At 31.2% G+C, this 19,957-nt stretch carries 19 protein-coding genes and 3 other annotated features; of the genes, 17 read left to right on the top strand and 2 right to left on the bottom strand.

Features of this window, described 5'->3' with window-relative positions; genetic code table 11:
* Nucleotides 1-11 precede the first annotated feature (11 nt).
* From kce to ACUSRV_RS12065, 14 genes are all read left to right on the top strand, one after another.
* Nucleotides 12-860: a 3-keto-5-aminohexanoate cleavage enzyme gene (gene kce, locus ACUSRV_RS12130; protein ID WP_490142230.1), complete on the top strand. Its 849-nt coding sequence runs from the start codon at nt 12-14 to the stop codon at nt 858-860.
* On the top strand, nt 838-1,491 hold the full coding sequence (gene atoD, locus ACUSRV_RS12125; protein ID WP_490142229.1) for an acetate CoA-transferase subunit alpha: 654 nt from the start codon (nt 838-840) through the stop codon (nt 1,489-1,491). The genes kce and atoD overlap by 23 nt, the downstream gene beginning before the upstream one ends.
* A gap of 1 nt (nt 1,492) precedes the next feature.
* Complete coding sequence (locus ACUSRV_RS12120; protein ID WP_490142228.1) at nt 1,493-2,164, top strand: 3-oxoacid CoA-transferase subunit B; 672 nt, start codon at nt 1,493-1,495, stop codon at nt 2,162-2,164.
* Nucleotides 2,165-2,180: 16 nt separating this feature from the next.
* Nucleotides 2,181-3,209, top strand: coding sequence for an L-erythro-3,5-diaminohexanoate dehydrogenase (kdd, locus tag ACUSRV_RS12115; RefSeq protein ID WP_490142227.1), 1,029 nt, complete (start codon nt 2,181-2,183; stop codon nt 3,207-3,209).
* 22 nt (nt 3,210-3,231) lie between these two features.
* On the top strand, nt 3,232-4,509 hold the full coding sequence (kamA, locus tag ACUSRV_RS12110; protein WP_490142226.1) for a lysine 2,3-aminomutase: 1,278 nt from the start codon (nt 3,232-3,234) through the stop codon (nt 4,507-4,509).
* Nucleotides 4,484-5,509, top strand: a complete 1,026-nt coding sequence (kamB, locus tag ACUSRV_RS12105) for a lysine 5,6-aminomutase reactivase subunit KamB (RefSeq protein ID WP_490142225.1) — start codon at nt 4,484-4,486, stop codon at nt 5,507-5,509. Before kamA ends, kamB begins: the two co-directional genes overlap by 26 nt.
* A 1-nt stretch (nt 5,510) precedes the next feature.
* Nucleotides 5,511-6,992, top strand: a complete 1,482-nt coding sequence (kamC, locus tag ACUSRV_RS12100) for a lysine 5,6-aminomutase reactivase ATPase KamC (RefSeq protein ID WP_490142224.1) — start codon at nt 5,511-5,513, stop codon at nt 6,990-6,992.
* Nucleotides 6,982-8,538, top strand: coding sequence for a lysine 5,6-aminomutase subunit alpha (gene kamD, locus ACUSRV_RS12095; RefSeq protein ID WP_490142223.1), 1,557 nt, complete (start codon nt 6,982-6,984; stop codon nt 8,536-8,538). Before kamC ends, kamD begins: the two co-directional genes overlap by 11 nt.
* Complete coding sequence (gene kamE, locus ACUSRV_RS12090; RefSeq protein ID WP_490142222.1) at nt 8,538-9,344, top strand: lysine 5,6-aminomutase subunit beta; 807 nt, start codon at nt 8,538-8,540, stop codon at nt 9,342-9,344. Before kamD ends, kamE begins: the two co-directional genes overlap by 1 nt.
* Entirely contained in the window at nt 9,341-10,108 is a 768-nt protein-coding gene (locus ACUSRV_RS12085) for an enoyl-CoA hydratase-related protein (RefSeq protein WP_490142221.1), read from the top strand. The genes kamE and ACUSRV_RS12085 overlap by 4 nt, the downstream gene beginning before the upstream one ends.
* A gap of 11 nt (nt 10,109-10,119) precedes the next feature.
* Entirely contained in the window at nt 10,120-10,962 is an 843-nt protein-coding gene (locus ACUSRV_RS12080; protein WP_490142220.1) for a 3-hydroxybutyryl-CoA dehydrogenase, read from the top strand.
* Between the two features lie 106 nt (nt 10,963-11,068).
* The gene (locus tag ACUSRV_RS12075) at nt 11,069-12,247 is read left to right on the top strand and encodes an acetyl-CoA C-acetyltransferase (RefSeq protein ID WP_490142219.1); all 1,179 of its coding nucleotides are present in this window, start codon (nt 11,069-11,071) and stop codon (nt 12,245-12,247) included.
* 96 nt (nt 12,248-12,343) lie between these two features.
* Nucleotides 12,344-12,664, top strand: coding sequence for a hypothetical protein (locus ACUSRV_RS12070; RefSeq protein WP_490142218.1), 321 nt, complete (start codon nt 12,344-12,346; stop codon nt 12,662-12,664).
* Nucleotides 12,665-13,174: 510 nt separating this feature from the next.
* A complete protein-coding gene (locus ACUSRV_RS12065) occupies nt 13,175-13,633 on the top strand; it encodes a hypothetical protein (RefSeq protein WP_490142217.1) in 459 nt (152 codons plus the stop codon).
* Between the two features lie 151 nt (nt 13,634-13,784).
* On the opposite strand, the gene ACUSRV_RS12060 is transcribed toward ACUSRV_RS12065, so the two are convergent.
* On the bottom strand, nt 13,785-15,026 hold the full coding sequence (locus tag ACUSRV_RS12060) for an aspartate kinase (RefSeq protein WP_490142216.1): 1,242 nt from the start codon (nt 15,024-15,026) through the stop codon (nt 13,785-13,787).
* A 40-nt stretch (nt 15,027-15,066) separates the two neighbouring features.
* Complete coding sequence (locus tag ACUSRV_RS12055; protein WP_490142215.1) at nt 15,067-16,302, bottom strand: homoserine dehydrogenase; 1,236 nt, start codon at nt 16,300-16,302, stop codon at nt 15,067-15,069.
* A 188-nt stretch (nt 16,303-16,490) separates the two neighbouring features.
* Between ACUSRV_RS12055 and ACUSRV_RS12050 the strand changes: the two genes are divergently transcribed.
* The 3 genes from ACUSRV_RS12050 (at nt 16,491) to ACUSRV_RS12040 (ending at nt 19,950) form a co-directional block, all read left to right on the top strand.
* Nucleotides 16,491-16,928, top strand: coding sequence for an ACT domain-containing protein (locus tag ACUSRV_RS12050; RefSeq protein ID WP_490142214.1), 438 nt, complete (start codon nt 16,491-16,493; stop codon nt 16,926-16,928).
* Nucleotides 16,929-17,016: 88 nt separating this feature from the next.
* Nucleotides 17,017-17,231: a binding site (T-box leader), on the top strand.
* 86 nt (nt 17,232-17,317) lie between these two features.
* Nucleotides 17,318-17,533 (top strand) — a binding site (T-box leader).
* A gap of 114 nt (nt 17,534-17,647) precedes the next feature.
* Nucleotides 17,648-17,862 (top strand) — a binding site (T-box leader).
* Nucleotides 17,863-17,920: 58 nt separating this feature from the next.
* Nucleotides 17,921-19,015: a pyridoxal-phosphate-dependent aminotransferase family protein gene (locus ACUSRV_RS12045; protein ID WP_490142213.1), complete on the top strand. Its 1,095-nt coding sequence runs from the start codon at nt 17,921-17,923 to the stop codon at nt 19,013-19,015.
* An 11-nt stretch (nt 19,016-19,026) separates the two neighbouring features.
* Nucleotides 19,027-19,950 (top strand): D-2-hydroxyacid dehydrogenase, encoded by a 924-nt coding sequence (locus tag ACUSRV_RS12040; protein ID WP_490142212.1) that lies wholly within the window; start codon nt 19,027-19,029, stop codon nt 19,948-19,950.
* The last annotated feature ends 7 nt before the right edge of the window (nt 19,951-19,957 follow it).

Raw genomic sequence — 19,957 nt, 5'->3', positions numbered from 1 at the left:
GGGGGAACATTATGGAAAAATTAATAATAACTGCAGCTATATGTGGAGCAGAAGTTACTAAGGAGCACAACCCTAGTGTTCCTTATACAGTAACTGAAATAGGAGAAGAAGCAGAAAAGGCATATAAGGCAGGGGCTAGTATTATTCACCTTCATGTTAGAAATGATGATGGGACTCCAACGCAAGATATAAATAGATTTAGAGAATGTATAGAAGAAATAAAAAGAAGATGTCCAGATGCTATAATTCAGCCATCTACTGGTGGGGCTGTTGGAATGAGCAATGCAGAAAGACTTCAACCAGTTAATTTAAAGCCAGAAATGGCAACTCTAGATTGTGGAACTTGTAACTTTGGTGGAGACGATATATTTGTAAACACTGAAAACACAATAAAAGAATTTGGAGAAAAAATGATAGGCCTTGATATAAAGCCAGAGATTGAAGTATTTGACAAAGGTATGATAGACATGGCTTTAAGACTTCACAGAAAAGGATACATAAAAGCTCCAATGCATTTTAACTTCGTAATGGGAGTAAACGGTGGAATTAGTGCATCTCCAAGGGACTTAGTATTTATGAAAGAAAGCATACCTCATGATGCAACGTTTACTGTAGCTGGAATAGGAAGAAGTGAATTTGAAATGGCTGCTATTTCAATAATTATGGGGGGCCATGTAAGAGTAGGATTTGAAGACAACGTTTATATATCTAAAGGAGTTTTAGCAAAATCGAATGCAGAACTTGTCGAAAAAGTAGTGAGAATAGCAAAAGAGCTTGGAAGAGAAATAGCAACTCCTGCTGAAACTAGAAAAATTCTAGGGCTTAAGGAGGTACAATATGAACAAACTTGTGAATGCTAATGATTTAAAAGATTTAATAAAAGATGATATGACTATAATGATAGGCGGATTTTTGGGCTGTGGAACACCTGAAAAATTAATAGATTTATTAATAGAAATGGATGTACGTAACTTAACTATTATAGGTAATGACACAAGCTTTGTTGATAAAGGAATAGGAAGACTTATTGTGAATAACCAAGTAAAAAAGGTTATAGCATCTCACATAGGAACCAATCCTCAAACAGGAAAGCTTATGAATGAAGGAGTTTTAGATGTTGAACTTTCTCCTCAAGGAACACTTATTGAAAGAGTAAGAGCAGGTGGATTTGGACTTGGGGGAATACTTACTCCAACTGGAGTTAATACATTAGTTGAAGAGGGTAAAGAAAAGCTTAACATAAATGGAAAAGATTATTTACTTGAACTTCCTTTAAGAGCAGATTTAGCTTTAGTTAAGGGAAGTACAGTAGATAAATTTGGAAATACATTCTATAAAGGAACTACAAAAAACTTTAATCCTTTAATAGCTATGGCAGCAGATACTGTAATAGTTGAAGCTGATAGTATAGTCGATGTTGGAGAAATAGATCCAGATTCAGTAATGACTCCTGGAGTACTAGTTCATCACATAGTAAAAGGGGGAGAGTAGTTTGGATGCTAAACAAATAATAGCAAAAAGAGTTGCACAAGAACTTAAAGATGGGCAATTAGTAAACCTAGGAATAGGCCTTCCAACTTTAGTTACAAATTATATACCTGAAGGAATAAATGTAACTTTTCAATCAGAAAATGGAATGGTTGGAATGGGAAAAGCACCAGAGCGTGGAGAAGAAAATATAAATATAACAAATGCTGGTGGACAATATGTAACTATACTTCCTAATGGAGCTTTCTTTGATACATCAATGTCATTCGGTCTTATTAGAGGAGGCCATGTTGATATGACAGTTCTTGGAGCACTTGAAGTAGATCAAAAAGGGAATTTAGCTAACTGGATTATACCAGGGAAGTTAGTTCCAGGTATGGGTGGAGCAATGGATTTAGTTACTGGAGCCAAAAAGGTAATAGTTGCTATGCAACATACTGCAAAGGGAAAATCAAAAATATTAAAAAGTTGTACATTACCTCTTACTGCAGCGGGCGCAGTTGATTTAATAGTTACAGAGCTTGGAGTAATGGAAGTTACGAAGGAAGGACTTTTATTAAAAGAAATAAATCCAAGTGTAACTGTAGAAGAAATAAAAGATTTAACGGATGCTGATTTAATAATAGCTGACGACTTAAAAATTATGGAGATAGATGAAGTAGTAGAAGCTTTATAAGAAGGGGGATAAATATATGCAAATCGGATGTAAATACGGAACTCACAGAGTAATAGAACCAAAGGGTGTTCTACCTCAAGCAGCAACTAAAATATGTAATGATATGACTATATTTGATAATGAAGTGTTAATAGATGTTCAAGCATTGAATATAGACTCTGCAAGTTTTACTCAAATAGAAGAAGAATGTAAGCACGATATTGAAAAAATAAAAAATAGAATACTAGAAATAGTTAATGAAAAAGGAAAAATGCAAAACCCGGTTACAGGTTCTGGGGGAATGTTAATTGGAACTATAGAAAAAATAGGGGAAGGCTTAAAAGGAAAAATAGATTTAAATGAAGGAGATAAAATAGCAACGCTAGTATCACTTTCATTGACTCCTCTAAAAATAGAAGAAATAATAGATATAAAACCTGATATAGATAGAGTAGAAATAAAAGGTAAAGCAATATTATTTGAAAGTGGAATTTATGCAGTTCTACCAAAGGATATGGAAGAAACTTTGGCACTTGCAGCTCTTGATGTAGCAGGAGCACCAGCTCAAACTAGAAATCTTGTAAAAGAAGGGGATTCAGTTTTAGTACTTGGAGCTAATGGAAAATCAGGAATGCTTTGCTGCTATGAAGCAAAGAAAAAAGGAAAAAATGTAATAGGCCTTGTTAGAAATGAAAAAAGCAGAGATTTCTTAGAAAAAACAGGTTTTTGCCATAAGGTAATAATTGCAGATGCTCAAGAGCCAATAGATGTTTTAAATAAAGTTCTTGAGGCAAATGACGGTAAAGAAATAGATGTAGCTATAAACGTTGTAAATGTTCCAAATACAGAAATGTCAACAATACTTCCTGTTAAAGATGATGGAACAGTTTATTTCTTCTCTATGGCTACAAGCTTTACAAAATCAGCATTAGGAGCAGAAGGTGTAGGAAAAGACGTAACAATGATAATAGGAAATGGATATACAAAGGGGCATGCTGATGTAACTTTAGAGGATCTAAGAGAATCTGAGGTTTTAAAAAATATATTCCAAGATTTATATGTATAAATAATAAAAGGGGGATGGGAATATGAAAGTAAATAGAAGAGCTGAACTTTTTCCAAATGTAACTAATGAGGAATGGAATGATTGGAAATGGCAAGTAAAAAATAGAATTGAAACTGTTGATGAACTTACAAAATATATACCATTAACAGAGGAAGAAGAAGAAGGAGCTAGAAAGTGTTTAGAAACTTTAAGAATGTCTATAACTCCTTACTATTTATCAATTATAGATAAAGATGATGCAAATGATCCTGTAAGAAAGCAAGCAATTCCAATGAGCTTAGAGTTACATAAAGCAGATGCAGATCAGCTAGACCCACTTCATGAAGATGGAGATTCGCCAGTTCCAGGCCTTACACATAGATACCCAGATAGAGCATTACTTCTTGTAACAGATCAATGTTCAATGTACTGTAGACACTGTACAAGAAGAAGATTTGCTGGACAAAATGATAGTGCACTTCCTATGACACAAATAGATAATGCAATAGACTACATTGCAAAAACTCCAGTAATAAGAGATGTATTATTATCAGGTGGAGATGCGCTTTTAATGTCTGATGAAAAATTAGAATACATAATCAAGAGATTAAGAGAAATACCTCACGTTGAAATAGTAAGAATAGGATCAAGAGTTCCAGTAGTTATGCCTCAAAGAATAACTGAAGATCTTGTTAATATGCTTAAAAAGTATCATCCAATTTGGTTAAACACTCACTTTAATCATCCAAATGAAATTACAGAAGAATCAAAGAGAGCTTGTGAATTACTATCAAATGCAGGAATCCCTCTTGGAAACCAATCAGTACTTTTAAGAGGAGTAAATGATTGTGTTCATGTTATGAAAGATCTTGTTAATGACTTAGTAAAAATAAGAGTTAGACCATACTATATATATCAATGTGACCTTTCAATGGGACTTGAGCATTTTAGAACTACAGTATCTAAAGGAATAGAAATAATAGAAGGATTAAGAGGTCATACATCAGGATATTGTATACCAACATTTGTTGTTGATGCTCCTGGTGGTGGAGGAAAAACTCCAGTTATGCCAAACTACGTAATATCTCAAAGTCACAATAAGGTAATACTTAGAAACTTTGAAGGTGTAATAACTACTTATGATGAGCCAACTAATTATGTTCCAGGATGCAAATGTGAAGTATGTACAGGAGAAAAGGAAGTTAAAAAGGTTGGGGTTGCAGGTTTACTTAATGGTCAACAAATGACATTAGAGCCAGAAGGACTTGAAAGAAAACAAAGAGAGCATAAACATCATGAAGAAGCTCCTGCACACGCTTAAGGAATATAAAAGCATATCTATTATAGGAATGGATAAAAATGTAGGAAAAACAACTACCCTTAATTATATTATAAATGAGACTGAGGATAATACTATCCTCGGTCTCACCTCTATAGGTAGAGATGGTGAAGAAGAAGATGTAGTAACGAGTACTCACAAACCGAGGATATATATAAGAAAAGGTACATATATAGCTAGTGCTAAGAGTTGTCTTTTAGACAGTGATGTAACAAATGAAATAATAGCTACAACAGGAATTAACACCCCTATGGGAGAGATTATTATATTTAGGGCATTAAGTGATGGATATGTTCAACTTGCAGGTCCTTCATTTAATTATTACCTAGAACATATATGTAGTGAATTACAAAAATTAGGTTGTGATATTGTAATAGCAGATGGAGCTATTTCAAGAAAAAGTCTAGCATCCCCAAGTGTTACTAAAGGAACTATACTTTGCACTGGAGCATCATTGAATAAAAATATATACAAAGTTGTAGACGAAACAGCACATGCAGTTAAGTTGTTGTCTACACATAAGGAAGAAAATGAAGAAGTTTTAAAGCTAGCAAAAGAAATTTCAAACTTATCTAAAGTATCAATAATAGATAAGTATAAAAATATAAAAAGTTTAGATTTAAAAACAGCTCTAGACTCATCAAGTGAAATAATAGAAGCCTTAGATGAGGCTTCAGATTATGTTGTTATTAATGGAATATTAGGAGATAAGCTTCTAGATAGCATAATGAAGAACAGTACTAAATATAAAGGGATTACATTTTTAGTTCAAGATGGAACAAAGTTATTTTTAAGTAAAGAAGTTTTATATAAATTTGAAAAAACTGGGGGAAAGATAAACGTCTTATCTCCAATAAATATAATTTGCATAACTGCAAATCCAAAGTCACCTTTCGGATATGAATTTGATAAGGATAAGTTTTTAAATCTACTTAAAGGTGAAATAGACCTTCCTATATTTGATATCCTAGGGGGTGAATAATATGAAATTTTTAGATAAAGATCAAAGAGAAGCTATTGGATTTAATTTTATAATAGAAAAATTAGATGTAATTACACCATATGGAGTAGATAAAAAGAAGAAAATAAGAGTCTTTAAGAAAAATGAAAAAGATGAATTAATAAATGAATTAAATAATGTTGAAAAAATAGTAGCAAGTATAAATGATAATAAAGAACTTTATATAGATATAGAAAGATTGTTTTGTAAGTTTAAGGATATAAGAAATTCCTTAAAAAGATGTAGAGAATTTGTTGTATTAGATGAAGTAGAACTTTATGAATTAAAAAACTTTTCAATTGTAATGGAAGAGTTAATAAATGTATACAAAATTATAAATCTAGATATAGATAATATAGAATATAACTCTTTAAAAGATATTATATCTTTACTAGATCCTGAAAATAAGAAAATACATACATTTTACATATATGATTCTTATAGTGAAGTTTTAAAAAATATAAGAAATGAAAAAAGAGCAATAGAAGAGAAAATATTTAAAGAATCTGATGAAGAAAAAATAAAAATATTAAAAGAAAAAAGACTAGATATTGTTATCGAAGAAGAAAAAGAAGAGCTTAATATTAAAGAATATTTAAGTGAAAAAATAAGAAGATATATAGATTTATTAGAAAAAAATATAAGTTCTTTAGGAGAGCTAGATTTTTTAATAGGAAAAGGAAAGCTATCAATTAAATTTAACGGTAAAAAACCTAATATATGTATTGAAGATAGTATTTATATAAAAGATTCATTTAATCCATATATCCAAAATATATTAAGTAAAAAAGGAAAGACATTTACTCCAATTAGTATATCTCTTAAAAATGGAGTCAGTGTAATTACTGGAGCTAATATGGGGGGAAAAAGCGTTACATTAAAAACAATAGTTTTAAACTTACTTCTTGCTCAAAGCGGATTTTTCGTATTTGCTAAGGATTTAAGATTTTCAATTTTAGATTTTATATACTTTATATCTGATGATATGCAGTCTATAAGTAAGGGACTGAGCACCTTTGGAGCAGAAATAGTTAAGTTAAAGGAAGTTGTAGAATGTGTCAAAAGGGAAAATGGTTTTGTTGCATTAGATGAATTTGCTAGGGGAACAAATCCAAAGGAAGGTTACTTCTTAGTAAAATCCCTTACTAAATACTTAAACGATTTTAATACTATTAGCTTAGTTTCTACTCACTATGATGGAGTAGTAGAAGATGACATAGTTCATTATCAAGTTGTAGGACTTAAAAATGTAAATTTTGATTCTTTAAGATACAAAATAGATTTGAATAAAGGAAGTTCTATAGAAATAATTCAAGAGCATATGGACTATAAATTAGAAAAAGTTTGTGCAAACAATATGGTTCCAAAGGATGCACTTAATATATCCATATTGTTAGGACTTGAAAAATCTATTGTAGACATAGCCAAAAACTTTTATGAAACGGGGGATGAATATGCAAAGTAAATTAAACTTAAATTGGGGAGTAGTAGAAAAAGCAAGAGAGTCAGCAAAAAACATAGCATATGGCACACAAGAGTTTATAGATCAACATACTACTGTTGCAGTTGAAAGAACTATATGTAGGTTACTTGGAATTGATGGGGTAGATGAGTTTGGAGTACCACTTCCAAATATAGTTGTAGATAATATTGCAAAGGGAAATGGACTATCTATTGGAGCATCGTTTTTCATTGGAAATGCAATGATCAACCTAAACCTTACTCCTCAAGAAATAGCTGAGAAGGTTGCAAGTGGAGAAATAGATCTTACTAAAATTCCTACAGGAGATTCATTTGAAATTAAAATGGCAGTTAACAAAGTTGCAAAAGAAACTGTACATAAAATAAAAGGAAATAGAGAAAAAAGAGAAGAATATTTAAATGAATTTGGAGATAAAAGTGGACCATACTTATATGTAATAGTTGCAACGGGCAATATTTACGAAGATATAATTCAAGCTAAGGCTGCTGCAAAGCAAGGTGCAGACATAATAGCAGTTATAAGAACTACTGGACAAAGTTTACTTGATTATGTACCATATGGAGCAACTACTGAAGGTTTTGGAGGTACATTTGCAACTCAAGAAAACTTCAGATTAATGAGAGCTGCCCTTGATGAAGTGGGAGAAGAATTAGGAAGATATATAAGACTTTGTAACTATTGTTCTGGTCTTTGTATGCCAGAAATAGCTGCAATGGGAGCAATTGAAAGATTAGACGTAATGCTTAATGATGCATTATATGGAATATTATTTAGAGATATAAATATGAAAAGAACTATGGTAGACCAATATTTCTCAAGAATAATAAATGGGTTTGCAGGTGTAATTATAAATACTGGAGAAGACAACTATTTAACTACAGCAGATGCAGTAGAAGAAGCACATACAGTACTTGCTTCTCAATTTATAAATGAGCAGTTTGCACTTACTGCAGGACTTCCTGAAGAACAAATGGGTCTTGGTCATGCATTTGAAATACATCCAGATATTAAAGACGGATTTTTACTTGAACTTTCTCAAGCACAAATGGCTAGAGAAATATTCCCAAAGGCTCCACTAAAGTATATGCCTCCAACTAAATTCATGACTGGAGATGTATTTAAGGGTCACGTTCAAAATACATTATTCAATATGGTAACTATAATGACTGGTCAAAAGCTTCATTTATTAGGAATGTTAACAGAAGCTATCCATACTCCATTTATGTCTGATAGAGCTTTATCTATAGACAATGCACAATATATATTTAATAATATGAGTTCTTTTGGTGAAGAAATAACATTCAAAGAAGGTGGAATAATTCAAAGTAGAGCTGATGAGGTTTTAAATAAGTCTTATGAATTATTAACTGAAATAGAAAAACAAGGGTTATTTACAACATTAGAAAAAGGAATATTTGCAGGGGTTAAAAGACCTATTAATGGAGGAAAAGGACTTGATGGAGTAGTTGAAAAGGAAAAGAGCTACTTCAATCCATTTATAGATTTAATGTTAAAGGGGGAAAACTAATGAGCAGCGGTCTTTATTCAATGGATGCAAAAGAATTTGATAAAACTTTGGATTTAACAAAAGTAACTCCATATGGAGACACTATGAATGATGGAAAAGTTCAAGTTAGCTTTACTCTACCAGTTGAAGACAACGAAAAAGGTATTGAAGCTGCTAAGATTCTTGCCAAGAAAATGGGGCTTAATGAACCAAATGTAGCTCATCATGGTAGTCTTGACAAGGAATTTACATTTTATGTTGTTTATGGAAGCTTAACTCATAGTGTAGACTATACTCAAATCCATGTTGAAAGCGTAGATGTAGACACTATGGATATGGAAGAAGTAAATGAATATATAAAAGAAAATATAGGGGAAAAAGTTGTAATAGTAGGTGCAAGTACAGGAACTGATGCACATACTGTTGGAATAGATGCAATTATGAATATGAAGGGGTATGCAGGTCATTATGGACTAGAAAGATATGAAATGTTAGAGGCATATAATTTAGGAAGTCAGGTTCCTAATGAAGAGTTTATAAAAAAGGCAATAGAGCTTAATGCCAATGTATTATTAGTATCTCAAACTGTTACTCAAAAAAATGTTCATATACAAAACCTAACTAATTTAGTTGAATTACTTGAAGCAGAAGGATTAAGAGATAAGGTTATATTAGTATGTGGCGGACCTAGAATAAGCCATGAGTTAGCTAAAGAACTTGGATATGATGCTGGATTTGGTCCAGGAAAATATGCTGATGATGTTGCTTCATTTGCTGTAACTGAAATAGTAAATAGAAACCTTATGAATCAGGGGGCAACTATATGATTAATTTAAGCTATGAAAAATTAGGGGAAAATATAGGAGTTTTAAAAATAAATAGACCTAAATTTTTAAATGCATTAAATTATGAAACACTAAAAGAACTAAACTCTATATTAGATGAAATAAAGTGTGATAAAAGTGTATATGTCCTTATTATTACTGGAGAAGGTGAAAAGGCATTTGTAGCAGGAGCAGACATAAAGGAAATGAAGGATATGAATGCAATAGATGCCACTGAGTTTTCTAAGTTTGGAAATTATGTATTTGAAAAAATAGAAAACCTAGATAAGGTAGTAATAGGTGCCATAAATGGATTCTGCTTAGGTGGAGGCATGGAACTTGCATTATCTTGCGATATAAGAATAGGAAATAGCAAATCTAAGTTTGGTCAACCAGAGGTAGGTCTTGGAATAACACCAGGATTTGGTGGAACACAAAGATTGTTTAATGTTGTAGGAGTAGGAAAAGCTAAGGAATTAATATTTACAGGGTCTATGATAAATGGGGATGAAGCTTTAAGAATAGGATTGTTAAATAAATTAAGTGAAAATCCATTTGAAGAAGCAGTAAATATGGGTAATACAATAGCTAAAAATGGATACTTAGCTTTAATTCAATCCAAAAAGGCCATAAACTTTTCATATTCTAAAAACTTAAATTTTGACTATGAAGCTCAAGTATTTGGAAACTGTTTTTGCACAGAAGATCAAAAAGAAGGTATGAGTGCATTTATGGAAAAAAGAAAGGCTGAATTTAAAAATAAATAAGGAGTGGGATTATGAAAATAGGGGTTATAGGAAGCGGAACAATGGGAAGCGGAATAGCTTCAGTATTTATAGAAAATGGATATGAAGTAGTAATGAGAGCTAATACAGAAAAATCTATACAAAAAGGATTGGAATCAATAGAAAAGAACTTAAGTAAAAAGGTTCAAAAAGGAAAGTTAACACAAGAGCAAAAAGAAAATATATTTAAAAAATTAAATGCATCAACAGATATAAATGACTTAAAAGATGTTGATATAGTAATTGAAGCTGCAGTTGAGAATATGGAACTAAAAAAAGTAATATTTAAGGAATTAGATGAAGTAGTTAAAAAAGAAGCAATACTTGCAACTAATACATCTTCTTTAAGTATAACAGAAATAGCACTAGCTACTACAAGACCAGACAAGGTAATAGGAATGCATTTTTTCAATCCAGCAACTGTTATGAAATTAGTTGAAATTATAAATGGAATATCAACATCAAATGAAACTTTTGATACTATATATAAAGTATGTGAAAGTATAGGCAAAACTCCAGTAAAGGTAAATGAAGCTCCAGGGTTTATAGTAAATAGAATACTTATTCCTATGATAAATGAAGCAGTAGGAATACTTGGAGATGGTGTTGCAAGTAAGGAAGAAATAGATACAGCTATGAAGCTAGGGGCAGGGCACCCTATGGGACCACTTGAGCTTTCTGACTTAATAGGAAACGATGTAGTTTTATATATAATGGAAATACTTCATAGTGAATTTGGAGATGACAAATATAGACCTCATCCACTTCTTAGAAAAATGGTAAGAGGTAACTTACTTGGAAGAAAAACTAAAAAAGGTTTCTATGACTACAACTAAATAAGTTATAAAGAAAGCCATTATATTAATCTTAGATTAGTAGAGTGGCTTTCGTGCTGAAAAGGCATTGTTTATTTATTAACATAAATATTAAGGGGGAATAAAAATGAAGGAAGCAGTAATAGTATCTGCTGTTAGAACAGCAGTTGGAAGCTATGGAGGAAGTCTTAAGGATGTTGATGCTAGAACTCTTGGAAGTACAGTTATTAAAGAAGCATTAAACAGAGCGGGTATTGAAGGAAGTCATGTTGATGAGGTTATATTTGGATCTGTTCTTCAAGGAGGACTTGGTCAAAATATAAGTAGACAATGTGCATTAGATGCAGGATTACCAGTTACTGTTCCTACAATGACATTAAATAAGGTTTGTGGGTCAGGTCTTAGAACTGTATCATTAGGTGCTCAAACTATTCTTTCTGGAGATAATGATATAGTAGTTGTTGGTGGAACTGAAAATATGTCAAAGGCTCCATATGTATTAGATAGTGCAAGATGGGGATATAGAATGGGCAATGCAGAAATGAAAGATGTAATGATAAAAGATGGATTATGGGATGCATTTAACGATTACCATATGGGAATTACAGCAGAAAACTTAGCCACTCAATACAATATAAGTAGAGATGAGCAAGATGAATTTGCGCTTTCTTCTCAAAATAAAGCAGAAAAAGCACAAGTTGATGGAAAGTTTGATGAAGAAATTGTTCCAGTAGTTATACCACAAAGAAAAAAAGATCCTATAGTATTTAAAAATGATGAATTTATAAAACATGGGGCTACTATAGAAGGATTACAAAAGTTAAAACCAGCATTTAAAAAAGATGGAACTGTTACAGCAGGAAATGCATCAGGTATAAATGATGGAGCAGTAGCACTTGTTATAATGAGTAAAGAAAAATGTGAAAGCTTAGGACTCAAGCCTTTAGCTAAAATAGTTAGTTATGCTTCAGCAGGGGTAGATCCTTCTATAATGGGAATAGGACCTGTAGATGCAGTGAAAAAGGCATTAAATAAGGCAAACTTAAAGTTAGAAGATATAGATTTAATTGAAGCAAATGAGGCATTTGCAGCTCAAGCACTAGCTGTTTCAAAGGAATTAAACTTTGATATGAGTAAAGTAAATGTAAATGGTGGAGCAATAGCAATAGGTCATCCAATAGGTGCCTCAGGTGCTAGAATACTTGTTACTCTTTTACATGAAATGAAGAGAAGAAATAGTAAGTACGGACTTGCAACTCTTTGTATCGGTGGAGGAATGGGAACTTCACTAATAGTTGAAATGTAGAAAATATACATACAGGATAGATAGTTTAATATGAATTATTTATCCTGTATTTTCATTTCATATATAGAAATTATAATGTTTTATAGGAGGAGTGTTATGGATAAATATACAAAAGAAATTGTAATAGGACTTTTAACGGGGATTCTGATTTGCTTAGCAATAATAGCTTCTAAACCTAGCTTAGAATCTATAAATGTACCTGCTGCATCAGTTGAACTAAATGAGAGCAGTAAACCTATTCAAATTGCACCTAATAGGATAGGTATAATGGCAGATAGAAGCGTTATTGGTGATAAGGATGTATTATTAATATTTGATTATAATGAAAAAACTAAGTCCTTTGAATATAAAGGGAATATTGATTTTGATGAGTATATGGGTCAGCCTGAAAAGTATGGAATACCTACACAAGAATAGTAGCTATGACCTAGGTGAGTTAATAAAGAAAACCTAAAATCTTCTAAAATATAGCTCTTAAATTTTGTTTTAGAAATATTAATAGAGTATGTACACATAATACATTTATCTAGTTCAAATAACTTAAATACCTTTTATTTGAATGTAGTGATAATTTCACACATAGCAGGGTCTATTCAGCAGATCATGCTCTTTTTTATTGTATATTATGATATATTGTAAAGTGATTATTAGTTTTATTTAGTTCTTTCAAGTGTTAGTGAATCACCACCTTCACTTGTTAGAGTAAGAGTATTTCCGTTAATAGTGAAGTCATAAACACCAGTATCTGCTATTTTTTTTCTGTTATTTTTATCATAGCTAGTAAGTTTAATTTTACTATCTGATGTAAATGAATAAGTCCCCTCGCTCGCATACCATTCACAGTGAGCCCAAGTAGTATTCTAGTTAAATCACAATGTTTATATATCTTTAGTTGAGATGAAAATTAAGAAAAGGGGATAATGCATTATGAGGAAGTTAAATAAGTATATTGTATTTCTTACTCTATCGTTATTAGCAATTACAATGCTGATAGGCTGCAGCATCAGAAAAGAATCACAAGATATTTTCAATTTAGAGCAATTTCAAAGCGAAATGAAAGCACAGAACTATAATTTTGAATTACAAGATGCAGAAAAAGATTTTCTTAAAGCACCAAGAAAAAGGATGATAATAGGTGAGGAATCATTAGATATTTATTCATACGGTAGTAACAAAGAAATGGAAGCTGATGCAAAGAATATAAATATGGATGGATGGGGGTATAGCGATGGAAATAATTCAATGTCTATAGATTGGATTTCAATTCCTCATTTTTACAAAAAGGGAAATATTATTATTCTATATGTTGGAGAGAATGAGCAAATTATATCAGATCTAAAGAATACATTGGGAGAACCGTTTGCAGGGAATGATAAGGATTACTAGTTTGGATTGAATTCAGGAAATCCATACGGAATTTTGGCAAATAAGATGACTCAAATCAGTATAATGATGTAATAATATTAGAGAGCTGTTTCAAGATGATTTTTAAAAATCATTATAGAGACAGCCTCTTTTTATACTACATATATTCATTTTATATTGTACTTAGTTCAATTTCTTCATAGCAATCTAAATCAAACTTATTATGCAAGTTATTAAGAGCGTATTTTGCTTTTTCTTGATCGATAATTATAGATATTTTAATTTCAGAGGTACTTATCATCTGAACATTAATTCCTAATTCATAAAATGTCTCGAAAAACTGAGAGACGATAGTAGGATCTCCTAAGATAGAAGAGCCTACTATAGATAGTTTAACTACAGAATTATCATGGATAATTTTACTTGCACCGATTTCATCCATAACCATTTCCACTACTTTAATGGCTTGATTCAAATCATCCTTTGCTACAGTAAAGGAAATATCGTTTACCGAATCTGTATTTACGTTTTGTATAATCATATCAAGAGAAATATTGTTTGATGCCAAATGAGAAAATAGTTTAAAAGCTATACCTGGTTTATCTAAAACCTTAAGAACAGAAATTTTAGCAATATTTTCATCTAATGTAACTCCTCTTACAATAGCTTGTTCCATAGTATCCACCCCTATAATTTGTGTTCCTGAGTTATCGTTAAAACTCGACTTTACCATAAGAGGAACCTTGTATTTTCTTGCTATTTCAACAGATCTAGGATGCAATACTTTTGCACCTAGTCTAGCAAGTTCTAACATCTCATCATAGGAAATTTTATTGATAAGCTTTGCTTTAGGTACAATCCTAGGATCTGTAGTATAAACACCATCAACATCTGTAAATATTTCACATGACTCTGCCTCAAATGCTGCAGCTAAAGCTACTGCAGAGGTATCGGAACCTCCTCTGCCTAGAGTTGTTACATCTCCCTCATTATCTAATCCCTGGAATCCAGCGACAACTACAATATGATCACTGTTCAATTCTTTCTCTATTCTAGCTTTATCTATTTTTTCTATACGAGCTGATCTATGGTTATCATTAGTAAATATACCACATTGTGCCCCTGTAAGTGAGATAGATTTATGACCTAAAGCCTGAATTGCCATGGCTAAAAGAGAAATTGAAATTTGCTCGCCTGTAGATAACAGCATATCAAACTCTCTAGGTGAAGAATGGGGGGTTATCTGTTTTACTTTTTCTATTAGATCATCTGTTGTATCTCCCATAGCAGATACAACAACGATTACCTTTTTACCTTTATTTTTAGTTGCAATAACTTTTTTTGCAACATTTTTGATTCTATCAATAGATCCTACAGATGTACCACCATATTTCTGAACTACTATACCTTTCATAATTAATTACCCCCTAAACTATACCTTAAGATTTAGCCTATTAACTTTCTATTCTCGCATAACACAAGTTATGTTTGTCAACACCTAGATCTGAAGTGATTCGATCTATATCTGGTGCAGATAATTCTTCTGTAATCAAAACTAGATTTTCATCCATAGATAAAACTTCGCATTTTAAATTATGATTATCCAATTTATCCATTATAGTAACAGCTTGATTCTTAGAAGGAAGGCTAAATCTCACATAATACTTTCCATTCAATAGTTCTTTATTCATACTATAGTCAGAAGAATCAAATGAAAATTTAGCTATGTCGTATTGATTCTTTAGTATATCTATAATGTCGGATACAACAGCATTACCTGTAGGCTTTTTACCAGCTCCTTGACCATAAAATTGAAGTTCTCCTACTGTATCTCCAACAATAGAAACGATATTAAATGCATCTTTAACAGAAGCAAAAGGAGAGGATTCATTCACTAAAACAGGTTCAACAGAAGCTGACATTTGATTATCCTTAAAAATTGAACTGCCTACTAGTTTTACTGAAAGCCCCATATCTTTGAAAAAACCAATATCTAATGGTGAAATAGAAGTGATACCAGAACAAGAGATGTCATCAAAGTCTACAGGAACTTTAAAGGCCAACGAAGATAAAATGGCAACCTTTCTTGCTGCATCATGCCCTTCAACATCAGATGTAGGATCAGCCTCTGCATAGCCATATTCTTGCGCAAGCTTTAATGCCGCATCGAAATCCAAATCATTATCGTACATTTTTGAAAGAATAAAGTTTGTTGTGCCATTTAATATACCTTTTATTGAACTAATATTGTTTAGTTGTATACTTTCCTTTAATGATTTAATTATTGGAATTCCTCCTCCTACACTTGCTTCAAAAAGAAATCCCCTATCGTTCTTTTGAGCCAGCTGAGAAAGTTCTTCTAGATGTTTAGATACAACTGCTTTATTGGCTGTTACAAGATGTTTTCCATTGGAAAGAGCTGACTTCATATAACTAAATGCCGGTTCTATACCTCCCATTACCTCAACGATAAGATCAATATCTGGGTTGTTTAATATTTCTGAAGGATCTACAGTTAAAAGAGAAGAGTCTACATCGAGATTTTTATATTTCTCTATATCCCTAACTAAAATTTTCTCAATATATAAATCCTGTCCAGTGGATTCTTTTAATTGACCTTTGCTATTGTTTATTATTTCGTATACACCTGAACCTACTGTACCGAATCCTAGCAATCCTATTTTTATCATCTATACCTACCCCTTTTCAAAAGTGTATTTGAATGAAATACACTTGTATTTATATGAAGAACATTATATCATATAAGATGGAGAAAGCAATAGGATTTTTAAAAACATTTTAGTCATTAATCCGACAAATAAATCAGAAATCTAAGGTATAATATACTAAGAGAAAAAAATATGGAGAGGATTATACTATGGAAAACAGATACTTAGTAATAGATAAAGAAATACTACCAGATATTTTTGAGAAAGTAATCGAGGTTAAGAAATTAATTAGAACAGGTGAAGTTAAGGAAGTTACAGAGGCAGTAAAAAGTGTTGGAATTAGTAGAAGTGCTTTTTATAAATATAAAGATTATGTATTTACCTTATCCGAGCAAAGGTTTGGTAAAAAAGTTACATTGTCATTTTTATTAAGTCATGAGATAGGAGTATTATCTAATATTCTTAATATGATATCTAAATATAAAGGGAATATACTCACCATAAATCAGGATATTCCAATAGATAATGTTGCCAATGTTAGTATAACCTTTGATATGTCAGATATAGAAATTAGTATTGAGAATATGCTTGGTCATATAGGGGAGATAAAAGGCATAAAAAGACTTGAGCTAATAGGAATGGATTAATTATAAAAATAAAAAATAGAAAATTTTCAAAAAAAGGGTTGCATATATTTACCATATATAATATACTTGTTATTAAATAAAAAATAAGCAAAAAGCTAAGAAGGAAAATAGTAAAAAATAAGTTTGTATTCAGAGAGTGAGTGGTTGGTGAGAACTCATTACAATGATTTTTGAATCCATTCCAGAGCTTCTAATCGGAAATAACAGTAAGATTAGACGTAAACCTACGTTACAGGACTGAGAGGGTTATATTTTATATAACCAATTAGGGTGGCAACGCGGATACAGACTTTCGTCCCTTTTTATAGGGGTACGAGGGTCTTTTTTTATATAAAAAATTAGCATAATATTTAAAAGGCAGAATATAATAATTATTAAATAAAAATAGCTAAAAAGCTAAGAAGGAAAATAGTAAAAAATAAGTTTGTATTCAGAGAGTGAGTGGTTGGTGAGAACTCATTACAACGATTTTTGAATCCGTTCCAGAGCTTCTAATCGGAAATAATAGTAAGATTAGACGTAAACCTACGTTACAGGTCTAAGAGGGTTATATTATATATAGCCAATTAGGGTGGCAACGCGGAATAAAGACTTTCGTCCCTTTTTATAGGGTACGAGGGTCTTTTTTTATATATTTATATAATAAAAAAAATATATATAAAAAAATTATCACATATATTTACCATACAGAATATAATCATTATTAAATAAAAAATAGGCAAAAAGCTAAGAAGGAAAATAGTAAAAAATAAGTTTGTATTCAGAGAGTGAGTGGTTGGTGAGAACTCATTACAACGATTTTTGAATCCATTCCAGAGCTTCTAATCGGAAATAATAGTAAGATTAGACGTAAACCTACGTTACAGGTCTAAGAGGGTTATATTTATATAACCAATTTGGGTGGCAACGCGGAATAAAGACTTTCGTCCCTTTTTATAGGGTACGAGGGTCTTTTTTTATATATTTTTATATTATTAAAGGGGGAAATAGATATGGGAAAAAAATTATTTATACCAGGGCCTATAGATGTGAAAAGGGAGGTACTTGAAAAAATGGCTACACCTATGATAGGCCATAGAGGTGGTGATGCATCTAATCTTCAAAAGGGTGTAAGTGAGAAACTACAAAAACTATTTTATACCGATAATGCTGTATTATTATCAACATCATCAGGTACGGGTTTGATGGAGGGTGCAATTCGTTGTGCTACATTGAAGAAGGCAGCTGTATTTTCAACTGGATCATTTGGAGACAGATGGTACAAAATGGCTATAGCAAATAATGTACCTGCAGATTTATTTAAAGTTGAAGATGGCAAAGCAGTAGATATAGAAATGGTTGAAAAAGTATTAGCAACTGGTGAATACGATGTTATAACTATTACACATAATGAGACTTCTACAGGTGTAAGAAATCCTATAGAAGAAATTGGAGAAATTATAAAAAAATATGATGACATTATATATTGTGTAGATGCAGTTAGTTCAGCAGCAGGAATAAAAATAGAAGTTGATAAAATAGGTATTGATATATGTATAACTTCAGTACAAAAGGCATTAGGGTTACCTCCAGGTATGGCAATATGCACTTTTTCTGATAAGGCTATTAAAAGAGCAAAACAAATTCCTAATAGAGGTGTATATTTTGATCTATTAGCAATGTATGAGTATATTTTAAAGAAAAATCATCAATATCCTTCAACACCATCTATTTCTCATATGTTTGCTTTAGACTATCAATTAGATGAAATATTAAAAGAAGGATTAGACAATAGATTTAAAAGACATGAGGATATGGCAAATTTAGTAAGAAATTGGGCTAGAAAACATTTTGAAATATTTACAGATGAAAATTATTTATCAAATACTCTTACTGTAATAAAAAATACAAAAGAAATAAATGTATCAAATTTAAATAAAAAACTTCAAGAAAGAGGATGTCAAATTGCTAATGGGTATGGCGATTTAAAAGAAAAAACATTTAGAATATCTCATATGGGTGATTATACATTAGAAGATATACAAGAATTATTAAATAATATTGAAGATATATTAGGTCTTAATAAAGATATATTGGTGAATGCATAGGGGGGAATAATATGTATAATATTTTAATTACAGATGGATTTGATAAAAATGCTATAAATAAACTAAGAGAGTTAGAGTTTAATATTATAGAACAATTTTATAAACAAGATGAACTAGGTAATAACCTCGATGATATAGACGTTATTATAGTACGTTCAGCTACTAAAATAACAAAAGATATAATAGATAAAGCTTGTGAATACAACAAACTAAAGTTAATAATAAGGGCTGGAGTTGGTTTAGATAATATTGATGTAGATTATGCAAACTTAAAAGGAATAAAAGTAGCAAATACACCAAATGCAAGTAGTGAATCAGTTGCAGAACTTGCTATTGGTCATATATTTTCACTTGCTAGATTTATAAATATTTCAAATGTAGAGATGAGAGAAGGTAGGTGGGAAAAGAAAAGTTACAATGGAACTGAAATAAATGGAAAAACATTAGGCCTTATAGGATTTGGAAGGATTGCAAAAGAAGTTGCTAAGAAAGCTAATGCCTTAGGTATGAAGGTTATATATAATGATACTTTAGGAAAATTTGATGGGTATAATGAATATAAATTTTGTTCATTTGATGAAATAATACAAAAGTCAGATTTTATATCATTACACATTCCTTATGATAAACAAATAGGTCCTATTATAACTAATGAAGAAATAAAAAGTATGAAGAATGGAGTATACATTATAAATTGTGCAAGAGGTCCACTTGTACGTGAAGATGATCTGCTTGAAGCTTTAAATAGTGGAAAAATAAGGGGTGCAGGCTTAGATGTTTTTGAAATAGAGCCAACTAAAAATCTAGAATTATTAAATCATCCAAGGGTATCAGTTACTCCTCATATAGGAGCTTCTACAAAAGAAGCACAAGAAAAAATAGGTGACGAGGTTATTAATATAATAAAAGATCACTTTGATATTAATGAAAAATAATATAAAT

The sequence above is a fragment of the Sporacetigenium sp. TC11 genome, assembly GCF_058146105.1.
The sequence above is the reverse complement of the archived record's forward strand: the minus strand, read 5'-3'. Positions and strand labels throughout refer to the sequence as shown.